General features: G+C 43.0%; 12 protein-coding genes and 1 rRNA gene. 3 read left to right on the plus strand and 10 right to left on the minus strand.

Going from position 1 to position 16,766, the window contains the following annotated elements; translation table 11 throughout:
- Nucleotides 1–332: 332 nt before the first annotated feature.
- Nucleotides 333–448, plus strand: a 5S ribosomal RNA gene (gene rrf / locus J5X92_RS18265).
- A gap of 150 nt (nt 449–598) precedes the next feature.
- On the opposite strand, the gene J5X92_RS18270 is transcribed toward rrf, so the two are convergent.
- Together J5X92_RS18270 and J5X92_RS18275 are read right to left on the minus strand one after the other, a co-directional pair.
- The gene (locus tag J5X92_RS18270; RefSeq protein WP_208806254.1) at nt 599–1,198 is read right to left on the minus strand and encodes an EF-hand domain-containing protein; all 600 of its coding nucleotides are present in this window, start codon (nt 1,196–1,198) and stop codon (nt 599–601) included.
- Between the two features lie 240 nt (nt 1,199–1,438).
- Nucleotides 1,439–3,808 (minus strand): DNA polymerase II, encoded by a 2,370-nt coding sequence (locus tag J5X92_RS18275; protein WP_208806255.1) that lies wholly within the window; start codon nt 3,806–3,808, stop codon nt 1,439–1,441.
- Nucleotides 3,809–4,039: 231 nt separating this feature from the next.
- On the opposite strand from J5X92_RS18275, the gene J5X92_RS18280 reads away from it, so the two are divergent.
- The gene (locus tag J5X92_RS18280; RefSeq protein ID WP_013782666.1) at nt 4,040–5,050 is read left to right on the plus strand and encodes an MBL fold metallo-hydrolase; all 1,011 of its coding nucleotides are present in this window, start codon (nt 4,040–4,042) and stop codon (nt 5,048–5,050) included.
- Between the two features lie 3 nt (nt 5,051–5,053).
- Here the strand turns inward: J5X92_RS18280 and J5X92_RS18285 are convergent, their stop codons facing one another.
- The 6 genes from J5X92_RS18285 to J5X92_RS18310 all read right to left on the minus strand — a co-directional run bounded on the left by J5X92_RS18285 (nt 5,054) and on the right by J5X92_RS18310 (nt 12,280).
- A complete protein-coding gene (locus J5X92_RS18285) occupies nt 5,054–6,337 on the minus strand; it encodes an ATP-binding protein (RefSeq protein WP_208806256.1) in 1,284 nt (427 codons plus the stop codon).
- Nucleotides 6,337–6,921, minus strand: a complete 585-nt coding sequence (locus J5X92_RS18290) for a chemotaxis protein CheX (protein WP_208806257.1) — start codon at nt 6,919–6,921, stop codon at nt 6,337–6,339. The genes J5X92_RS18285 and J5X92_RS18290 overlap by 1 nt, the downstream gene beginning before the upstream one ends.
- The gene (locus tag J5X92_RS18295) at nt 6,918–7,286 is read right to left on the minus strand and encodes a response regulator (protein ID WP_126872624.1); all 369 of its coding nucleotides are present in this window, start codon (nt 7,284–7,286) and stop codon (nt 6,918–6,920) included. The genes J5X92_RS18290 and J5X92_RS18295 overlap by 4 nt, the downstream gene beginning before the upstream one ends.
- A 251-nt stretch (nt 7,287–7,537) precedes the next feature.
- Nucleotides 7,538–8,707 (minus strand): histidinol-phosphate transaminase, encoded by a 1,170-nt coding sequence (locus J5X92_RS18300; RefSeq protein WP_126872623.1) that lies wholly within the window; start codon nt 8,705–8,707, stop codon nt 7,538–7,540.
- A 32-nt stretch (nt 8,708–8,739) separates the two neighbouring features.
- A complete protein-coding gene (locus J5X92_RS18305) occupies nt 8,740–9,561 on the minus strand; it encodes a sulfite exporter TauE/SafE family protein (protein WP_013782671.1) in 822 nt (273 codons plus the stop codon).
- 118 nt (nt 9,562–9,679) lie between these two features.
- The gene (locus tag J5X92_RS18310) at nt 9,680–12,280 is read right to left on the minus strand and encodes a TonB-dependent receptor (RefSeq protein ID WP_126872622.1); all 2,601 of its coding nucleotides are present in this window, start codon (nt 12,278–12,280) and stop codon (nt 9,680–9,682) included.
- Nucleotides 12,281–12,701: 421 nt separating this feature from the next.
- On the opposite strand from J5X92_RS18310, the gene J5X92_RS18315 reads away from it, so the two are divergent.
- Nucleotides 12,702–13,706: a LysR family transcriptional regulator gene (locus J5X92_RS18315; RefSeq protein ID WP_126872621.1), complete on the plus strand. Its 1,005-nt coding sequence runs from the start codon at nt 12,702–12,704 to the stop codon at nt 13,704–13,706.
- Here the strand turns inward: J5X92_RS18315 and J5X92_RS18320 are convergent.
- Nucleotides 13,655–14,383 carry an endonuclease/exonuclease/phosphatase family protein gene (locus J5X92_RS18320; protein ID WP_013782674.1) on the minus strand — a complete coding sequence of 243 codons (729 nt, stop codon included), beginning with the start codon at nt 14,381–14,383 and terminating at the stop codon, nt 13,655–13,657. The two genes, J5X92_RS18315 and J5X92_RS18320, sit on opposite strands and share 52 nt — an antisense overlap.
- A complete protein-coding gene (locus J5X92_RS18325; RefSeq protein WP_013782675.1) occupies nt 14,371–16,557 on the minus strand; it encodes a VTT domain-containing protein in 2,187 nt (728 codons plus the stop codon). The genes J5X92_RS18320 and J5X92_RS18325 overlap by 13 nt, the downstream gene beginning before the upstream one ends.
- Nucleotides 16,558–16,766 lie beyond the last annotated feature (209 nt).

The raw sequence follows: 16,766 nt of genomic DNA on the forward strand, positions 1-16,766 counted from the left end.
TGGAAGCGTTGTAAGGCGTTAAGCTAACCTGTACTAATTGCCCGAGAGGCTTAACCATACAACGCCCAAGAGGCTTTTTATGGCGCTACGCTTAGTCGTAGAAAATGGCTTAAACGTCGAGAAACTCGACTGACCATTTTCTTACTCGCTAAAGAAGTGCTATATGAAGAACTTCGGTGTTGTTTACAAGCTGATTAAAGCAACGAGAGTAGTAGTACTCAGTGCTCAAAGATTGATTACGTGAATATCAGAATTCCTAAATTGTTAATTATTAAAGTAATATGGACTAAATAAGTCGGTATTACGCAAACTAACGTTTGCAAAAGTTTTTGCTTGGCAGCCATAGCGATACGGTACCACCTGATCCCATTCCGAACTCAGAAGTGAAACGTATTAGCGGCGATGGTAGTGTGGGGTTTCCCCATGTGAGAGTAGCACACTGCCAAGCTCCCATTCGAAGAAAGGGCTATCCTAACGGATAGCCCTTTTTTTATGCCTGCAGGAAAGTGAACAGGCAGTAAAAAACCCCGCGAAGACGGGGTTTTTGTTATCTCATACACTAATGTACAAAATAGCTAATTAACCTATTGAGTAACAGCTACTGCGTTAAATGCTGACGAAATTCCATCTTGGTTAGTAACTGGTTGTCGTCTTTATCCATTTCACTAAAATCGCCATCAATGCCAGCCTTTTCAACTTCCTTCATTGAGAGCTTACCGTCATCATTACGATCTGCTTTATTGAATTTCGCAGTAACTTCAGACTTCATTTCACTGGACATCTCTTTTCCCATCATCTCTTCGCCTTTCATCATGGTTGAGCCGCTACTGGAGATCATAGGCTCATTCATAGATTGAGATGTCGATGACGTCATTCTACGAGTTAGCACTGCATCGGTAGTGCCATTTGATTTAACCCGCATCACGATATCTTCAGAAAACATGCTAGGGTTATTTTTTACATATTTATCAAACTCTGACTGGGACACTTTTTCATTACCGTCTGTGTCCATCTTCTTAAAAAATTTACTAGAGTTTGCTTCTTTTAATTCTGTTTTAGTGATGTGTCCATTTCCATCATGATCCAATGTAGAAAAATCAGCGCTAACCTTAGATTTGTGACCACCTTGGATATCTCCAGCGATTGCGGTCGTTGACATTACTGCGCCTATAACAAGTGATAGTGTAAGCTTTTTCATCACATTCTCCTTTTGTAGTGATAACACTTTGCTCGGTTAGAGCAAGGAATAAAATACTCACTTAATCACATTCATTGTTTATGCCACTGAAATAAGCTACTGATTTTTAGTTATTAATTGAATAAACCTAAAAGTTAGATGTTTATCAACCTTGTTAACTTGCAACAGGGGTTTGAAAAATATTCAGGCAAATTACATCTGAGGTGACATTCATGATATGAATGCTCCAACATCATCACCTTAGTTAGAAAACAAGGATAATTGTTCGTTGGTTAATTCAGAAAAAGAAAGATTGATGAGCGGAAGTATACTGTCTGCAATGGGCATTATCTGCTTTTCGATGTAATGGTCGTAATCAAGCGGTGCCATTTGATGTTCAGTAGTTTGTGGGCCTTGTACTGTCATGACATAGCGTATGGTTGTATTGTGTTGGTAACGTAATCGTTGACCTGTTTTACGATTAATATCATCTGCAAGGCGCGCGGCTTTTACATGAGGAGGCAAAGATTTGATGTAGTCGTTTAATGGCTTTCTTAGTCGCTTAGCATATACGAGTCTGGTGTCTTCTTTCCCTTGGCGAATATTATCAACAGTTTGTTTAATAAAATCAGATACAGGTGCTTTTTCGAAAACCCGTCGATACAACTCATACTGAAAGTATTTAGCTAATTCAGTCCAGTCTGAACGTACGTTTTCTAACCCTTTAAAAACCAGCTCTTTTTTATCACCAATTTGCTTTAAACCTGCATACCTTTTCTTGCTGCCTAACGCAGAACCTCTAATTGTGGGCATAAAAAAAGTTTCAAAGTGGGTTTCAAATTCAATATCCAAATGGCAGTCTATATCATAATCTTCACGAAGCTTGCTTTGCCACTTTTGATTGATGGTGTTTGCTAGCGACTGTCCCGTTTCATTAGGCGTGCCCAACGATGTGTTGTTATTTACATGTACAAAGGTAGAGTCTGTATCGCCATAGATAACTGAGAACCCTGCTTCTTCTATCCACTTTGCGGTAGTTTGCATTATTTCATGCCCACGCAGAGTAATAGAGCTTGCTAGTCTTGGGTCGTAAAAAGGGCATCCGCCACTGCCTAATACGCCATAAAATGAATTCATTAAAATCTTTATTGCTTGCGAGCGGGGAGCATCGTTTTGCTTTTTAGCCTCGTCTCTTTGGCGCCATAGATTGTCAATAATATCGGGCAAAAAATGATTGTCACGACTAAACATCGCCCCTTTGAAGCCCTCAATGGCGCGTTCTGGGTATTTAAGGCCCTCAGCAAGTCCCATTGGGTCAATCTTAAACGTGCGAATAATTGACGGGTATAGGCTCTTAAAATCGAGCACAAGTACATCAGAGTACAGGCCTGGCTGTGAATTCATCACGTAGCCACCAGGGCTAGCTAACCCGCCGTGTTCGGGGCGTACACCACTTACATAACGTTGTCGGTGCAACTTTGGTAAATATACATTTAGAAATGCCGCTACCGACCCACCGGGTCTTCCCAAATCGAGCCCAGTTAAGGTGCCTCTCAAGATAAGAAACTCTATAAATCGAGTTTTTGTAGCAATCTCATTTACCAATACACAGTCTTTGTGGTTATAGCTCGCAAGCGAAGAGGGGTCTTCGTAATACAAGGCCTTTATTGCCCCAAGCTTGTCTTCACTCTGTATGAGCTTTTTATCACCCAGTAACTGCTGTGCAACATTGTCTAAAGAGAAAGAATCAAATTGATAGGTCATCGTCTTTAGTGCTTCAATCCCATCTACAATACTGCGGCCAGGTATATCCACAATAGTTTGACCATCCCAATCCCTTACGAAGGCTTCTCGTTTGTCTCGGCCTATTGTAAATTTCACGCCTTGTTTTTTGGCTCGCCTAGCAAGCACGGCCATATCGAACTGTTTGACATTCCAGCCTAAGATAACGTCTGGATCGATTTCACATATACGCGTTATAAACGCAGTGAGCAGTGCTGATTCAGTAGAAAACTGGCTAAGTGAAAATGTGTCTGGAACATCTAACGTCTTGGGATGAGTGGAAGCAGAAACTAACATCACTTCATTAACGTCGTTAGACGCTAGCGCTATACTGAATAGATTTTCATTTTCATCGCACTCAATATCTATACTAATCGAGTAAAGGCTTGGCGTGTAGATTGCGGGTCTAATTCGCGCCTCAGGTATTAATGTGGCGGTTTCGTCAGCCGCAATAAACTCCAATGAGCCGTAAATAAACCGCTCCATCAAATACCTATCAGCAAGCCGTATATCAGCTTCATACAAAGTGATATGTAAGCTTTTAGCAAGCTGCCTTAATTGATGCATGTGGGAATCAGACGTGGTTTTAAGGGTGTCTACTTCCACTTGCTCTAGGGTAAAGAAGCTGTCAGAGGAAACTTCAACCTCAATACCTTCCCGCTTGGCTTTTTCTATTATGCTTTTTGTGTTTTCAGTAGCAACAAAACATGAGGGTTTCTGCAAAGCGCTTTGAAGACACACAGGACCATCGTCGGTAGATACCCACACTTCAACGCAAGCGCCTTTATGCTTACTGCGCGCTTGTTTAGCAATAGTGTGTTTACTGAGAATGTAACCTTTTCTAATCACGGCAAGTTAATTTTCGTTGGTGAGATAATGAAGGACTCATAGTACAGGGCAATCGATTTTCTTTACTCGAAATGAGAGAGGTCAATGGTTTACCAATGCTCGCTAGGTCTTAATAACTCTCGGTATAGCAGTGCTATTACTTAACGCTATAGTTGATTATCAAACAGATACGTTTGTTTTTGCCTACCTATCGTTATAGAAGTAAGTATACCAGCGAAAAGGTGAAGATGTATGCATTACCCAGCAATTGAGCAACCGTCTCCAGGTCAATGGACAGAGATAGCGAAAGGCGTACTTTGGCTTCGTATGCCACTGCCTTTCGAACTTGACCACATTAATCTTTATCTTGTTGAAGATGATGATGGCTGGGTGGTTATTGATACTGGGCTTGGTACGAATACAACTAAAGCCTTGTGGAATGAAATTTTTGCCGCATTGGATAAACCCGTTTCAGCGGTTTTAGTTACTCATTTGCATCCTGATCACGTTGGTTTAGCCGGATGGATAGCCGACCAATTCAAAGTGCCACTGTACATGTCGCAGGTTGAGTATTTTACTGCGCGCGCGTTCACTGGGGGGAAAAGCGACACCTCTGCTTGGCGGGATGAGCAATACTATCACCGTGCAGGTTTACAATCCGATGACGTGATGTCGCTCATGTCTGGGAATAAAGGTTACAGCAACGTTGTATCGCCAATTCCAATCAGTTATCGACGATTAAAGCAAAGTGATGTGCTTACGTTAAAAGGTAACTCATGGGAAGTGATGATAGGGAGGGGGCATTCACCAGAGCACGTATGTTTATATTCTAAAGAGCTTGGAATACTGCTAGCAGGCGATCATATTTTACCGCAGATCACGCCCAATATAGGGGTATATTCAACGGAGCCTGAGGGCAATACGCTACAAGATTATTTGTCTACGCTACTGCCTTTCACTGACTTACCGGAAAAAACCTTGGTGTTACCCGCACACAGACAACCTTTTATTGGGGTAAAAGACCGAGTGAATGAGCTTATTGAACATCACCATCGCCATTTAAATGCACTCGTAGAGGCTTGTAATAAGCCTCAGACCGTTGTCGAGTTGTTACCTGTTTTATTTAAACGGGAACTGAGTGGTAGAAATATCGTATTTGCCGTAGCCGAGTGTGTGTCCCATTTAAACTACCTCTTGTCTCATGGAAAGATAACACGCCATTTATCTGATGAAGGACTTTATCTGTATGGGGTGCAACAATAGATGTTACTCAGGGGCTGTAGTTGACTCGGCTTCTGAGATGATAGGTAGCGCTATTGTAACCACTGTACCTTTGCCCACTTTGCTATTGACTGAAATTTTTCCTTTGTGCTTTTCTACAATGGTATAGGCGGTGGACAAGCCTAACCCTTGGCCTTGACCTTCAGGGCGGGTAGTAAAAAAAGGTTCGAAGACTCTTTTCATATTTTTTTGGTCAATACCTTCACCGCTGTCGAGTACCTTAATTGTGACGTTCTCGTTATTTTTTAATAGTGTTAACTTAACGTAGCCTTTGTCTGGAATAGCCTGGGCGGCATTGAGTAATATGTTCATTAAGGCTTGTTTTATCATCCCTGGGTTTGCCGTTATTTCTATCTTTTGGTCGGGAGATTCCACCTTATAGTGGTGAGAAGCATATTGGGTAGATACCAACTTGATGGTTTGCGTGGCGACGTCGTTTAAATCTACAACCTGACTGCCTTGTGTGCTGTCGAGGGAAAATTGTTTTAGATTATCGACAATATCTTTAACTCGATTTAAGCCAGCTTTTGATTCTTCAAGCAACTCTTCAATGTCGTCTTTTATCAAATCATAGTGTTGTGCTTCGAAAAGGTTTTTGATTTGTTCTTTTAGTTCATCGTTGAAACCGGCAACGTGATTTTCTACCCCATCGCAGATGGATATTAAGTTATTGGCATATTGTGACAAGGTGTCTAGGTTTGCGTTGATAAAACCAATAGGGTTATTTATTTCATGCGCAATGCCCGCCGCTAATTGACCCGTTGATGCCATCTTTTCCGCTTGAATGAGTTGAGATTGGGCGGTATCAAGTTTACGAATTAGTTTACGTTGAGCTTCGTGCTCTTCTTTTAGTGCGGCAGATAGCTTTTGTTGGGTACGAAAATAACTGGCCTGCGCGGTAACATCTTGTAAAAAAATGCACGCATATTTTTTCCCAGTACTTTTGTCCTTTACCGGCAATATCTCCATGTTTTGATACATCTGTGTTTCTTCGCCAGTAATCGGCCTACTGCTTTTAAACGGAAATATATGAGGGCGCTGCTCCCAGTAGCTGAAGCTTGGATGCTGCAGAACAAAAACCGATTTTAGTCTTCGCTTTAGAAACTTACCTTGGTCGCTAAAAATTTCGGTAACCGGTGTATCTTTGTACGAAGCGCGATTCTCGTGAGGAAGGCGGTCTTTAAAAAAGTCGTTTAAATAAACCACCAAAAAGTTTTCATCAACGATGCCAATTCCAACCGGAAGTTTTTCAACCAGTTGCTCAAACATTATTCTAGTAGTTCATCTAAGGTATCTTTCATTCTTGTCAGTGAATCGTCATCTAAGCAGAAAACAACGCGCATAGAAAAGGATGAAACAGCGACAGTGAATTGTACTTCCATGACCAAACTATGTTGCCACTTTAGCTCATCGAAGTTTTCTTTGTTAGGGGTAAACAACGTTGGCATATTCAAATTGGTGGTCAGTTCTAATTGGCTTGATAAGCCTGCCAAACACGCGCCGGCGAGAATATTAGACAGCTCAAGTATAATTTCTTCTACATCTTCTTTACTGAGCGGTTCACTGTACTCCATCAGTTTTGCCATCTCGCTCAGTCCAGAACGAGAAAGTACTGACATCACTTCACCTTGAATATCACCTAAAAAAGACTGGCGGGTATGAAAAGTAGCGTCAGAACCAAACAGCAAGGTATATAGCTGAGTGGGGGTCACTGAGGTTATTTTAGGGATTGAAATATCAATTTTGGTTTCAATGAGTTGCGCGAGTGAATTTGCTGCTTGGCCCATTGAAATATTGAGCAATTCTTGCAACGCATCGCGTTGTTCCTCGTCTAATGGTATTACTGCGCTCATAAATACCCCAACTCAAACATAGTCATTGCCAGTTCTTCTTTATCCAACGGCTTTCTAATAAATCGTTTCGCCCCTAAGGATAGAACGATGCGCTGTTTTTCGGGCTGAAAATCTGCACTGATTACTATAACGTTAGGAAAGCATTGTTCACGCTTAGATAAGTATTCCAACACGTCCACGCCATCTACGTCTGGCATGGTTAAATCAAGCAACACAAGGTCGAAGGTGTTTTCCGCTAACAAGTCTATGGCTTCTTGGCCATTAGTTGCTTCTGAAATATCGTAGTCTAACTCCGGCGGTAACGACTTTTTTACGCTACGGCGTGACAATTTAGAGTCGTCAGTAACTAAAACAGATAGTGCCATCAACAGCCTCCTTTAACGTCTGTTAATACAGTGTGTGCAATTTCTTAGCGCCTGAAAGAAGCTTAGTAGACATACTGAGATTCTAAAACCTAGGTTGGTGTATTTGCGCAAGATACTTTAAGAGTATATGACAAAGAGGGCATTTATGAGCATTATACTTTACGTGTAAATACTAGTTGATAAGGGGGGGAATAAGAGAGGCGTACAGCCTAACGTGGCTGCACGCATAATATTACGATGTTTTAACTCAGTTAAGCGTTTTGTTTTTTAGTCATCGTTTCAAGTGCTTGTGGAATGGCATCAACATACCGCTGCACATCTGCGATTTTACCCATACTTACTCTCGACCAATTAGTATAGGTACGATAAATACCGCGGATGTGAATATCTTTCTCCGCCATCGCGGCTCTAAATAATTCAGCATCTCCTTTACCAAGGTCCACAAAAATAAAGTTAGTACTAGAAGGAAGTGCGGTTAGGCCATTGGCCTTGAGGCCATCCATCACTAAGCCTTTTGCTTCTATAACTTTATCTTTAACAAACGTTAGAAAAGCTTCATCATTGTAAGACGCAATTGCTGCGGCTAAACCTGCTTGGTTCAGCGTGTAGCCACCCATGCCGTAGCGATTTATCCACTCAGTATTTTCTTCAGAGGCAATCATGTAACCAACACGCATGCCCGCTAACCCGTAAATTTTAGAAAAGGTTCGTGCAACAATAATATTGTGTCCGGCTTTTACTAACGGAATCATTGAGTTTGCGGGCGGATCGTCGGTGAGTTCATTATACGCTTCATCAACAAGTACTAACGTCTTTTTCGAAGCCTTGATACAAAACTCTCGAAGCTTGGCAGGGTCTAGAAGGCGTCCGGTTGGGTTGTTAGGGTTGGTGATATGCACCATACCAACGCTGTCATCAATGGCTGCATACATGGCATCCAAATCGATTGCCAAATCTTTCGTGTTAGGTACCCGAACAATCTCAGGAGCACCTTGTTTCTCTGGTGCTTTTGAGGTGGTATCCCAGAAAAGATCGGGGCCTAATATTTTTCCCTTTTTGCTTGCCGCAAGGGCTGCATAAGAAAGGATTGGGCTAGAGCCTGCACTTAACGAAATATTTTTAGGTGTAATTCCGTGGCGTTCCGCAATCATGTCTAGCAACGTCATTGCAGCGGGGTAGGCATAGTATGCGCCGCCCTCTGCAGAAGCAGTAGCAATCGCTTTCAATGCTGCTTTACTTGGCCCAAATGGGTTTTCATTAGCATTTAGTTTGGCGATACCTGGCTTAGGGCCATAGAGTACTTTGGACATAGCGGGTGTTGCAGCTTGAAGCCCCGCAGACGTAATCAAGCCTGAGGCACCAATGGCAGTAGCGGCAGCACTACCACCCAAAAATAGGCGTCTTGAAACATTATGTGACATTGTTAATTCCTTATCTCAAACATCGTAAGTGTTTATAGGGCCTTGTAAAACATAGCGCTAGAAACAATTACTAAGTAAATACCAAACATTCGTTTTAATTTTTTCTCGCTGAAGTTATGCGCCATTTTTGCTCCCATTGGGGCAGTGATAATGGCACCAATGCTAATGGCAACTAATGCGGGAATGTTGATATAGCCTATAGTTCCTACGGGCAAAATGGCGGTTTCAGGATGTTTCATAAACAGAAAGCCGATAGCGCCTGGAAGACCTATTAGGAAACCAACGCCAGCAGCAGTGGCTACTGCTTGCTGGATTGTGCGTTGACAGATAACCATAGTAATTACCATGGGCGTGCCTCCGCCAATCCCCAGAAGGGCCGAAAAGCCCCCTAGTACAAAAGCGAGTACTGATTTAGCCACACCTTCAGGCATAGACAATGCCACACCAGGGCGAATGACAAATTCTGGGAACAAGAAGTAAATAGAATAAAGTAAAACACCTGCCGCAAAAACGACCGTTAGACCATCGCTACTTGTGCTACTGGCAATATAAATACCGCCTATTACGCCCAATACTATCCAGATGCTCCATGATTTTAGAATATCAAAATCTACAGCGCCTTTTTTATGGTGAGCCATAACTGAGCGGGTACTCGATACCACAATAGAAGCTAAAGAAGTGCCTATTGCAACTTTCACTAGCTCTTGGGATGGGGGCGTAAAAAATGGAAATACGGCTAATAGAGCGGGAACAACAACAAACCCACCGCCATTACCAAAAAGACCAGCAGTAATGCCAGCAATAGCACCTGTAATACAAAGAGTAACAACGAACCAGAGAAGCTCTATTTCCATGAAACTACATCTCCAGCAAATACTTCTAATAACATGAATAGACCTTTAAATTTTACTTATAAAACGAGGGGTGAAAACATAAACACCGGCATTTGCCGGTGTTTAGTATTAGTTGTTTTTAGAACCTTGCCGCTAAGCGGGTGTAGTAGTAACCACCCTGCCAGTCGACGACTGATCCTGAGTCATAGACTTGACCACAGCAGGCGTCACCATTTGTTGAAGGGTCTGGATAGCTATCAAATAGGTTACGTACACCTACTGATAACGTTAGGTTTTCATTGATAAGGTATGACCCTTCAATATCAAACATAAATTCAGAGCCGTAGGTTTGAATTGTTTCGGCATCGATTACGGTACCATCATCGCTGCCTACATTTTCGTATTCACCGTAGTAACTCAATCGTGCTACCGCAGACCACACATCATAACTATGTGTCACAGAGAACACACCGCGCATTTCTGGCGTACCATGTTCAAAATCGTATATGTCCTCGGGGTCCAAGAATTCGCTAGGATCAGAGTCGAACGAGGTATCGTTATAGTTAATAGACCCTGTAATCATAGTTGAACCGTAGGTCGTTTCCATTTTATAAGTGGCAACGAGATCAACACCTTCAGTGACTGTATCGAACGCATTTTGGAAGAAGAACACACCACCAATTGATTCTGCACCAGAAACGCCCGCACCTGATAGCGCCAAGTAGTTCTGGTAGGCATCATAACCATCAGCGTCTGGGTCAGTGACTACCGTAGTAGATACATCTCGTGTAGATACTGAGTACAGTCTGTCTTCTAGTTTAATGTTGTAGTAATCGGCAGTAAGCGTTAAATCACCAAAACTAGCGGTTAAACCAAGTGTAAAGTTAGTTGATTTTTCAGGAAGTAATTCTTCAGCTCCTAATGCTTGGGCTACATCGCCACCAGCAGGGAACAAGCCCGTTGCTACTGGAAAACCATCAGGTAAACGAGTAGATACGTTTGTTGTACCTTGTTGACCTGGCGTCGGTGCTCTAAAGCCCGTACCGTATGAACTTCTTACTGCAATTTCGTCATTAATTTGGTAAATACCCGCAACCTTATAAACCACCTCAGAACCAAAGTCTGAATAGTCTTCATAACGTATAGCGGCTTGTGCGAACAATTCGTCGGTAATGTCACCAGAAATATCAGTATATACCGCATAAGAGTCACGGCTATACGTACCTGAGTAGTCAGGTGAATAACCAGGGAAACCATTTGAGCCTACACCCACCACGGTATAAACCGCATCATCACTGTCAGCACAATTTAGCGTTGAACCGGTACCAATGACGGCTAAACCAGCTGCACTAGCTGCATCTCCGTCACAGAAGCCCCAAGGATCAGAGGTTGCGTAAGGCCCTGCAAAGTAAGAATCTACTCCGCCTTCTGAAATTTCATAAGACTCGTCAAGATAGCTTGCCCCGAAGGCCAAAATATATTCGTTAAAATCGTAAGTGAAATCGGCCTGAATTTGCGTTTCTTCGTTAGTTAGGTCACCGGGCTTAAATGATGTCGGTGACTCATTACCCATAGATGGGTTAATCGTATTGGCAAGCGTATATGAAATATCGTTATATCCGTAACGACCACTTATGTCATAGCCTAAGTCGCCAGACATTCCTTTAATACCACCAACAAAAGAGTAGTCGGTTACATCGCCAGAAAAGCGCGGCGTAAAGCCACCTGGGAAAAATTCAGTAGGGCTCCATATAGAACCATCTTCTAGCCGAATATCTTCAATAGTGCCGTTACCCGGGTAACGATAATAGAAGTTACCGCTACCTTCACTTTCAGAGTAGTTACCAAACGCGTAAAGCTCCATTTCAGCCGTTAATGCATAGCCAGCATTGAAAAAGATACGAGTACCACTAGTATCTGGCTGTCCCCAAGGCTGAACTACATCTGAATCATGCACTGAGCTAGCCATTGCGGCGGCATCTGCAATGTATTGTTCTGATTGTTCATCCACACAGAACCAAGATTCACAGTATTGCTCGCCACGGAAGGTGGCTTCGCTATCTGAGTATTCTGCTGAAATACTTAAAAAACCATCATCACCTAACGCAAAACCTTTGTTACCTGTAATGGTAATTTGGTCGCCGTCACCTTCAAAATAGCTACCGTAGTCAGCGGTGAAAGACCCACCTTCAGTGTTCTCTTTTAGCTGGAAGTTAATAACCCCTGCAATAGCATCGGAGCCATATTGTGCTGCAGCACCATCACGCAGTACTTCTACACTGCCAATCGCAGCGGTAGGAATAGTCGCGATATCAGGCCCTTGTGTACCAGACCCACCGATAGACACTAGTGCAGCTCTGTGACGACGCTTAGAATTAACCAACACTAGAGTTTTGTCTGTAGGCATACCACGTAGCGTTGCAGGACGAATGAAGGTACCACCATCTGAAATAGGTTGGCGACCAACGGAGTAAGATGGCACGAGTGTCATCAGTACGTTGTTCATGTCGGTGAAGGCTACTGCTTCAATATCTTCAGCACTTAATACATCAACAGGTACAGGAGAGCTAGTTACTGAGCGAGGTGCACCACGTGCACCGACAACAGCAATTTTTTCAACATTTTGAGTATCTACTGCGGTTTCTTCAGCTTCTTGCGCTAACGCGAGTGGTGCTGCCAAAGATAGAGAGATTCCAGTGAACGCTAGTGCAATTGCATTATGTATCTTGTTTTTTCTCATGTGTGTTCCCTAAAACGAGCCGTTATGAGTTGTTATTCTTCACTTGGAGCAGGGACTAATGCCGCCCACGTTTGGCATAACAAGCACCACCTTGATGCATACTGCATCTTATAAATGTTTTGTGTGGTTACCTGTATTGACACTCAGGCTAAAAATTCTTTTAAAATCGCGAAAGAAAAAAGAATATTGAGGGGTATAAGAAAAGTATTGAGGCTGTATTTAACTATCTGATTCTAATGTCTTTAATTGTTCTAGCTTAGTATGAAAAAAATAAATGCAACTTTGAGATTAACGTAATTTTTACAAGTGTGAGGGCAGCTTTACTAGTCGATGGCATGTAACTTGCTGATTTTAATATTAATAAAGCGACCTGTGCTTTATGGCAACGTGTTAAAAACTGTCATATTCGGGAAATTAGACTTTGAACTCTAAGCAACTTCAGTATTTTTTAACCACAGTACACAAAGGCAGTATTGCAGGTGCAGCACGTGAGCTTGATATCGCTCAACCTGCCATTAGTCAGCAATTAGCAAGCCTCGAAAGAGAGATGGGGGCGCAGTTGCTAAGTCGAACCTTCTCTGGGGTAACGTTAACCCCAGCGGGCGATTTGTTTCTCACTCATGCCACTAGGCTCATGGATGATATTAATAACGCTAAATCTGAACTGCGAGAGTTAGTGGGGAAAACGGCGGGTACTGTAAAAGTGGGTATGCTTCCGTCTATCGGTAATGTACTTTCCATGCCGCTTATTGCAGAAGTAAAGCAAAACCATCCAAAACTAAAATTGGAAATAAGTACTGGCCCTTCGTATTCAGTAAAGGGGTGGTTAGAAGGGCGGCAAGTCGATATTGCATTAACCTACGAGCAAGACGTTGACCCAAGGTTTATGACGGTTTCACCGCTTATTCGTGAAAACTTGCACTTGGTAATGGCTAATCAAGCAACATCCAGTGAGTACAGCCACCTTGCGGGCAGAGAAAGTATCCCGTTTTGGGCGTTGAGCCAATTCCCTCTATTATCGCCTGGCAATAAAGACGCATTAGGCAAGCTTATCGAACATTATGAAAAAGCGACGGGTGTCAATTTGCAGCATAATTTAGCCTATTCGGGGCAGTTGATGACAGGGTTGCGACAAGTTATGCAAGGAGAAGGGGTAATGATACTACCAACATCGGCCATTTTTCATCTTGAAGAATCGGGCTTGGTTTCTACGTTAAAAATAGTTGAGCCGGAAATGCAGCGATTGGTGCTAGCTGCGACTAACAAAACGAGCCCTTTAAACGAAGCCGTCTTAAAAATGCTTAAAGTGATAAAACAAGTTGTCGCCAGTGAGCAGGCGCTGCAACACTGGCGAGGCTCCTTAGCGTTTACTGATCAGTCAGAAATGAAAGGCGTATTGGCTTCTGGAAGTCTAATGTCGAGTTGAACTGGCAGGTGGTCAGAAAAGACGCTCGCCTTTTTTGATGTCAGCTTTTTGCATTCTGAAACCGTGATGTCGTCACTTACCCACACACGATCTAAAGAGAAAATTGGAAATTGACTCGGGAAGGTAGCGCCTACCTTATGTTGATTCAAAAGCTTGTTCAACGAGGTGAAAGCCCGTGAAAAGAATTGCCACTCATTGAAGTCTCCCGCCAATACCAATGGCATGGGATGGGCTTGCATCCTTTGCTCAAGATAATCATGCAACAATGCGAATTGCGAGCGGCGCTCTAATCGCTTAAGTCCTTTATGGGTGTTAACGACAGTAAGGGGTCCTTTGTCAGTTTGTAACACTACCACTTGCACATTTCTGGGCTGTCGCCCCTGCTGGCTTACGTCAAAGGTTTCTTGTTCAATAACGTTGAAGCGCGACAATATAGCGTTGCCATACCATCCGCTTGGCTCATGCAGGGCAGGGGCAGACACCAAGTTGTAGACATTTTTAGCACAAATATCTTCAATATCTCGCTCAATCGCACGCTCGGATGGGCGTGTATCCATCTCTTGTAAAAGTACAATATCGGCACCCGATTCAGCTAGAAATTGCCCAATTCGGTGATAATTTTGTAACTTGTCCCTGCCTAGCCCACTATGAATGTTGTAACTAATTATGCGGCACATTCTTTACTTTCCGATGCACGTTTTTGACGAGATTCTTGATAATAGCGAGCGAACTTTTGAGAGCCCCAAATCATTAAGCCCCAAAGCACAATACCGCCTACTAAATAGCTAATGGTTTCAACCGACGGGTTGCGGAAGATTTGAGTTATAGAGTCACCTACCAATCCTTTCGCAATCATTGGGGGGAACATGCCAAAGAAAGTACCGATCAGAAACTGTAATAAACCAATTGATGAAATACCTGCAACTAAGTTTACTAAGCTAAAGGGGGCAATAGGCAACATTCTAATGGCAGCAACACCCACTATTCCACTTTGTTTCAGTTTCTCATCCAATGCTTCTACTTTCGGTCCACCCACCTTCCGAAGGCCAGCGTCACCAGAAAGTTTACCGATAGCAAATAAAATAGCAGAGCTTAGCAGGGCACCCATGATGCCGTATATTGGCCCCCAAATAGGGCCGAAGATAGCGGCAACCGCTAATGACAATACGGTAACGGGGAAGAAGAGTATGCCTCCCACTACATAAACCAATAATACCGTAGGCAGTGCAAAGTAAGTGCCTCTGCTCTTTTCAAGGAACGCATTAATACTCTCACCACTTAACCACGAAATGGATTGGCTCGCCCAGAACATCAGGCCACCGAGCACAGCAATAACGGCTAGCCCCAACATGATCATAATAGTTCTACGTCTTGGGTTACGCGCGGGTAGCGCCCCACCATCAAAAGAAGGCATAGAAATTAAAGGCTCCTCTGGATCTGATAAAGAACGAAATACATTATTCACTGACTGCGTAGTGAAAACTTCATCACGAACTTCGGTTAATACATATCCGTGTGCAATTTGCCCATGGATTAATGCTTCAACAGGATATTCTTCTGCAAACAGTGCAGGCATATCTGAGATATCTCTACCGGTATGCTCAGCAAGTAAATCGTTACGAACATTCAAAATTGCCGCTCGGTTTAGCTCGCTGTTGCCGCTAAGCACAACGTCAATTTCTGTATCTAGTGTCATAGAACGGTTACTTAGGTTAGACGATCCTATCACTAAGTATTTGTCGTCAACGGTCATTACCTTAGAATGTATGCGCTTGTAGGCTTTTCTGCCTTGTAAGTCTTCGCACGACGAGTAAGTCAACTTTACTCTTTTAGGGTCGATGTCTTTTTCAAGAATAGATTTAAATTCTATGCGACTTGCCCAAAAGGCTTCACATTCGAATTTACCTTTAGGCTCGTAAGAACTGACAATAATGACGTGTAAGTCAGGACGTGCCTTCATACGTTTGTTCAACGCTTCGGCAATTTCCTGACGAGTAGTAAATTGATTCTCAATGTAGATAAGCGACTCGGCTTGACCGATTAAATCAAGTAGCATGGTGCGTACTTCTTGCGCTGGCTCAACTTCGTCCATAAACGGAATTGTTCTAGCTAGCGCACAGTCGACTTCTTCAAAGATGGGCGGAAAACCTTCAGGCCACGTGTCGGGAATAGGACCATCTACAGACGTATCGGCTTGGGCGCGAATCTCTACCGGTTCACTTTCGGCAACCCGCAACCACCTCCAACGAACCAGTTTAGAAAAATCAGCCACTACTGGACCGGAAGATACCATTTGCACATCGTGTAGCGGAGGGTACTCACCGTCGGGCCCATCTCGTTCTTCAGATACTACGGGGTGGTCACGGGTGTCCCAGCGATTCGTTGAAATATCCATGCCACCAGAGAAAACCAGCTCATCATCAATCACGATAATTTTTTGGTGCTGACTGCCGCCCATAGGGATGGTGTCATCAAGCTCGGTTTGCACGTTATCTGGGGTTTTTTCTTCCCACACTTCTTTTGCCCACATTTCTCGTTTAGAGAAAAATGCGAGAGAAGAATCCCAGCGTAGCAGGTAAATGTTTAAGTCGGGGTTATTTTCTGCTTTCCATGCAAGTAAATCACTGACAACACTCGGGGCTTCACTGTTTGCTTCGTCATCACCTCTTAAAAGGCGTATCCGGCTATCAATGTCCCACCCAATGATAAAAATACTGTGTTTGGCTTTTACAATAGCGCTGTGTAGCGCTTTGTAATAGTTACCACAATCTATGAGTGGCGCAACAAAATTTGCTTTGCTGCTAACCCAACAGTTTTCACCTGGTTTGAATATATTATTGTTATCAACCATGTTGTCTCCCGAAATCGCTTCCGTGTAATAAAGTAAATATACAAAGAAGTTGCAGGAAACGTTCCGGATCAAAGTAGTGTTAGGTTTGGACCCTAACTTACTAATAAATCATGTTTTTAAGGCTGTTTGAGTGAAGAGTTTTCATTTGGTCGGAACCGGAGAATGTAACTTTTTCATAGGAAGAGGGTAATTGAGGCGTAATGGAAAAT

Origin of the sequence: Alteromonas sp. K632G, assembly GCF_017653625.1 — a bacterium.
Lineage (GTDB): Bacteria > Pseudomonadota > Gammaproteobacteria > Enterobacterales > Alteromonadaceae > Alteromonas > Alteromonas naphthalenivorans.

Coding starts and splice junctions, on each gene's coding strand:
- J5X92_RS18270 (WP_208806254.1), bottom strand. CDS start 1,198: ATGAAAAAGCTTACACTATCACTTGTTATAGGCGCAGTAATGTCAACG.
- J5X92_RS18280 (WP_013782666.1), top strand. CDS start 4,040: ATGCATTACCCAGCAATTGAGCAACCGTCTCCAGGTCAATGGACAGAG.
- J5X92_RS18285 (WP_208806256.1), bottom strand. CDS start 6,337: ATGTTTGAGCAACTGGTTGAAAAACTTCCGGTTGGAATTGGCATCGTT.
- J5X92_RS18290 (WP_208806257.1), bottom strand. CDS start 6,921: ATGAGCGCAGTAATACCATTAGACGAGGAACAACGCGATGCGTTGCAA.
- J5X92_RS18295 (WP_126872624.1), bottom strand. CDS start 7,286: ATGGCACTATCTGTTTTAGTTACTGACGACTCTAAATTGTCACGCCGT.
- J5X92_RS18300 (WP_126872623.1), bottom strand. CDS start 8,707: ATGTCACATAATGTTTCAAGACGCCTATTTTTGGGTGGTAGTGCTGCC.
- J5X92_RS18305 (WP_013782671.1), bottom strand. CDS start 9,561: ATGGAAATAGAGCTTCTCTGGTTCGTTGTTACTCTTTGTATTACAGGT.
- J5X92_RS18310 (WP_126872622.1), bottom strand. CDS start 12,280: ATGAGAAAAAACAAGATACATAATGCAATTGCACTAGCGTTCACTGGA.
- J5X92_RS18320 (WP_013782674.1), bottom strand. CDS start 14,383: ATGTGCCGCATAATTAGTTACAACATTCATAGTGGGCTAGGCAGGGAC.
- J5X92_RS18325 (WP_013782675.1), bottom strand. CDS start 16,557: ATGGTTGATAACAATAATATATTCAAACCAGGTGAAAACTGTTGGGTT.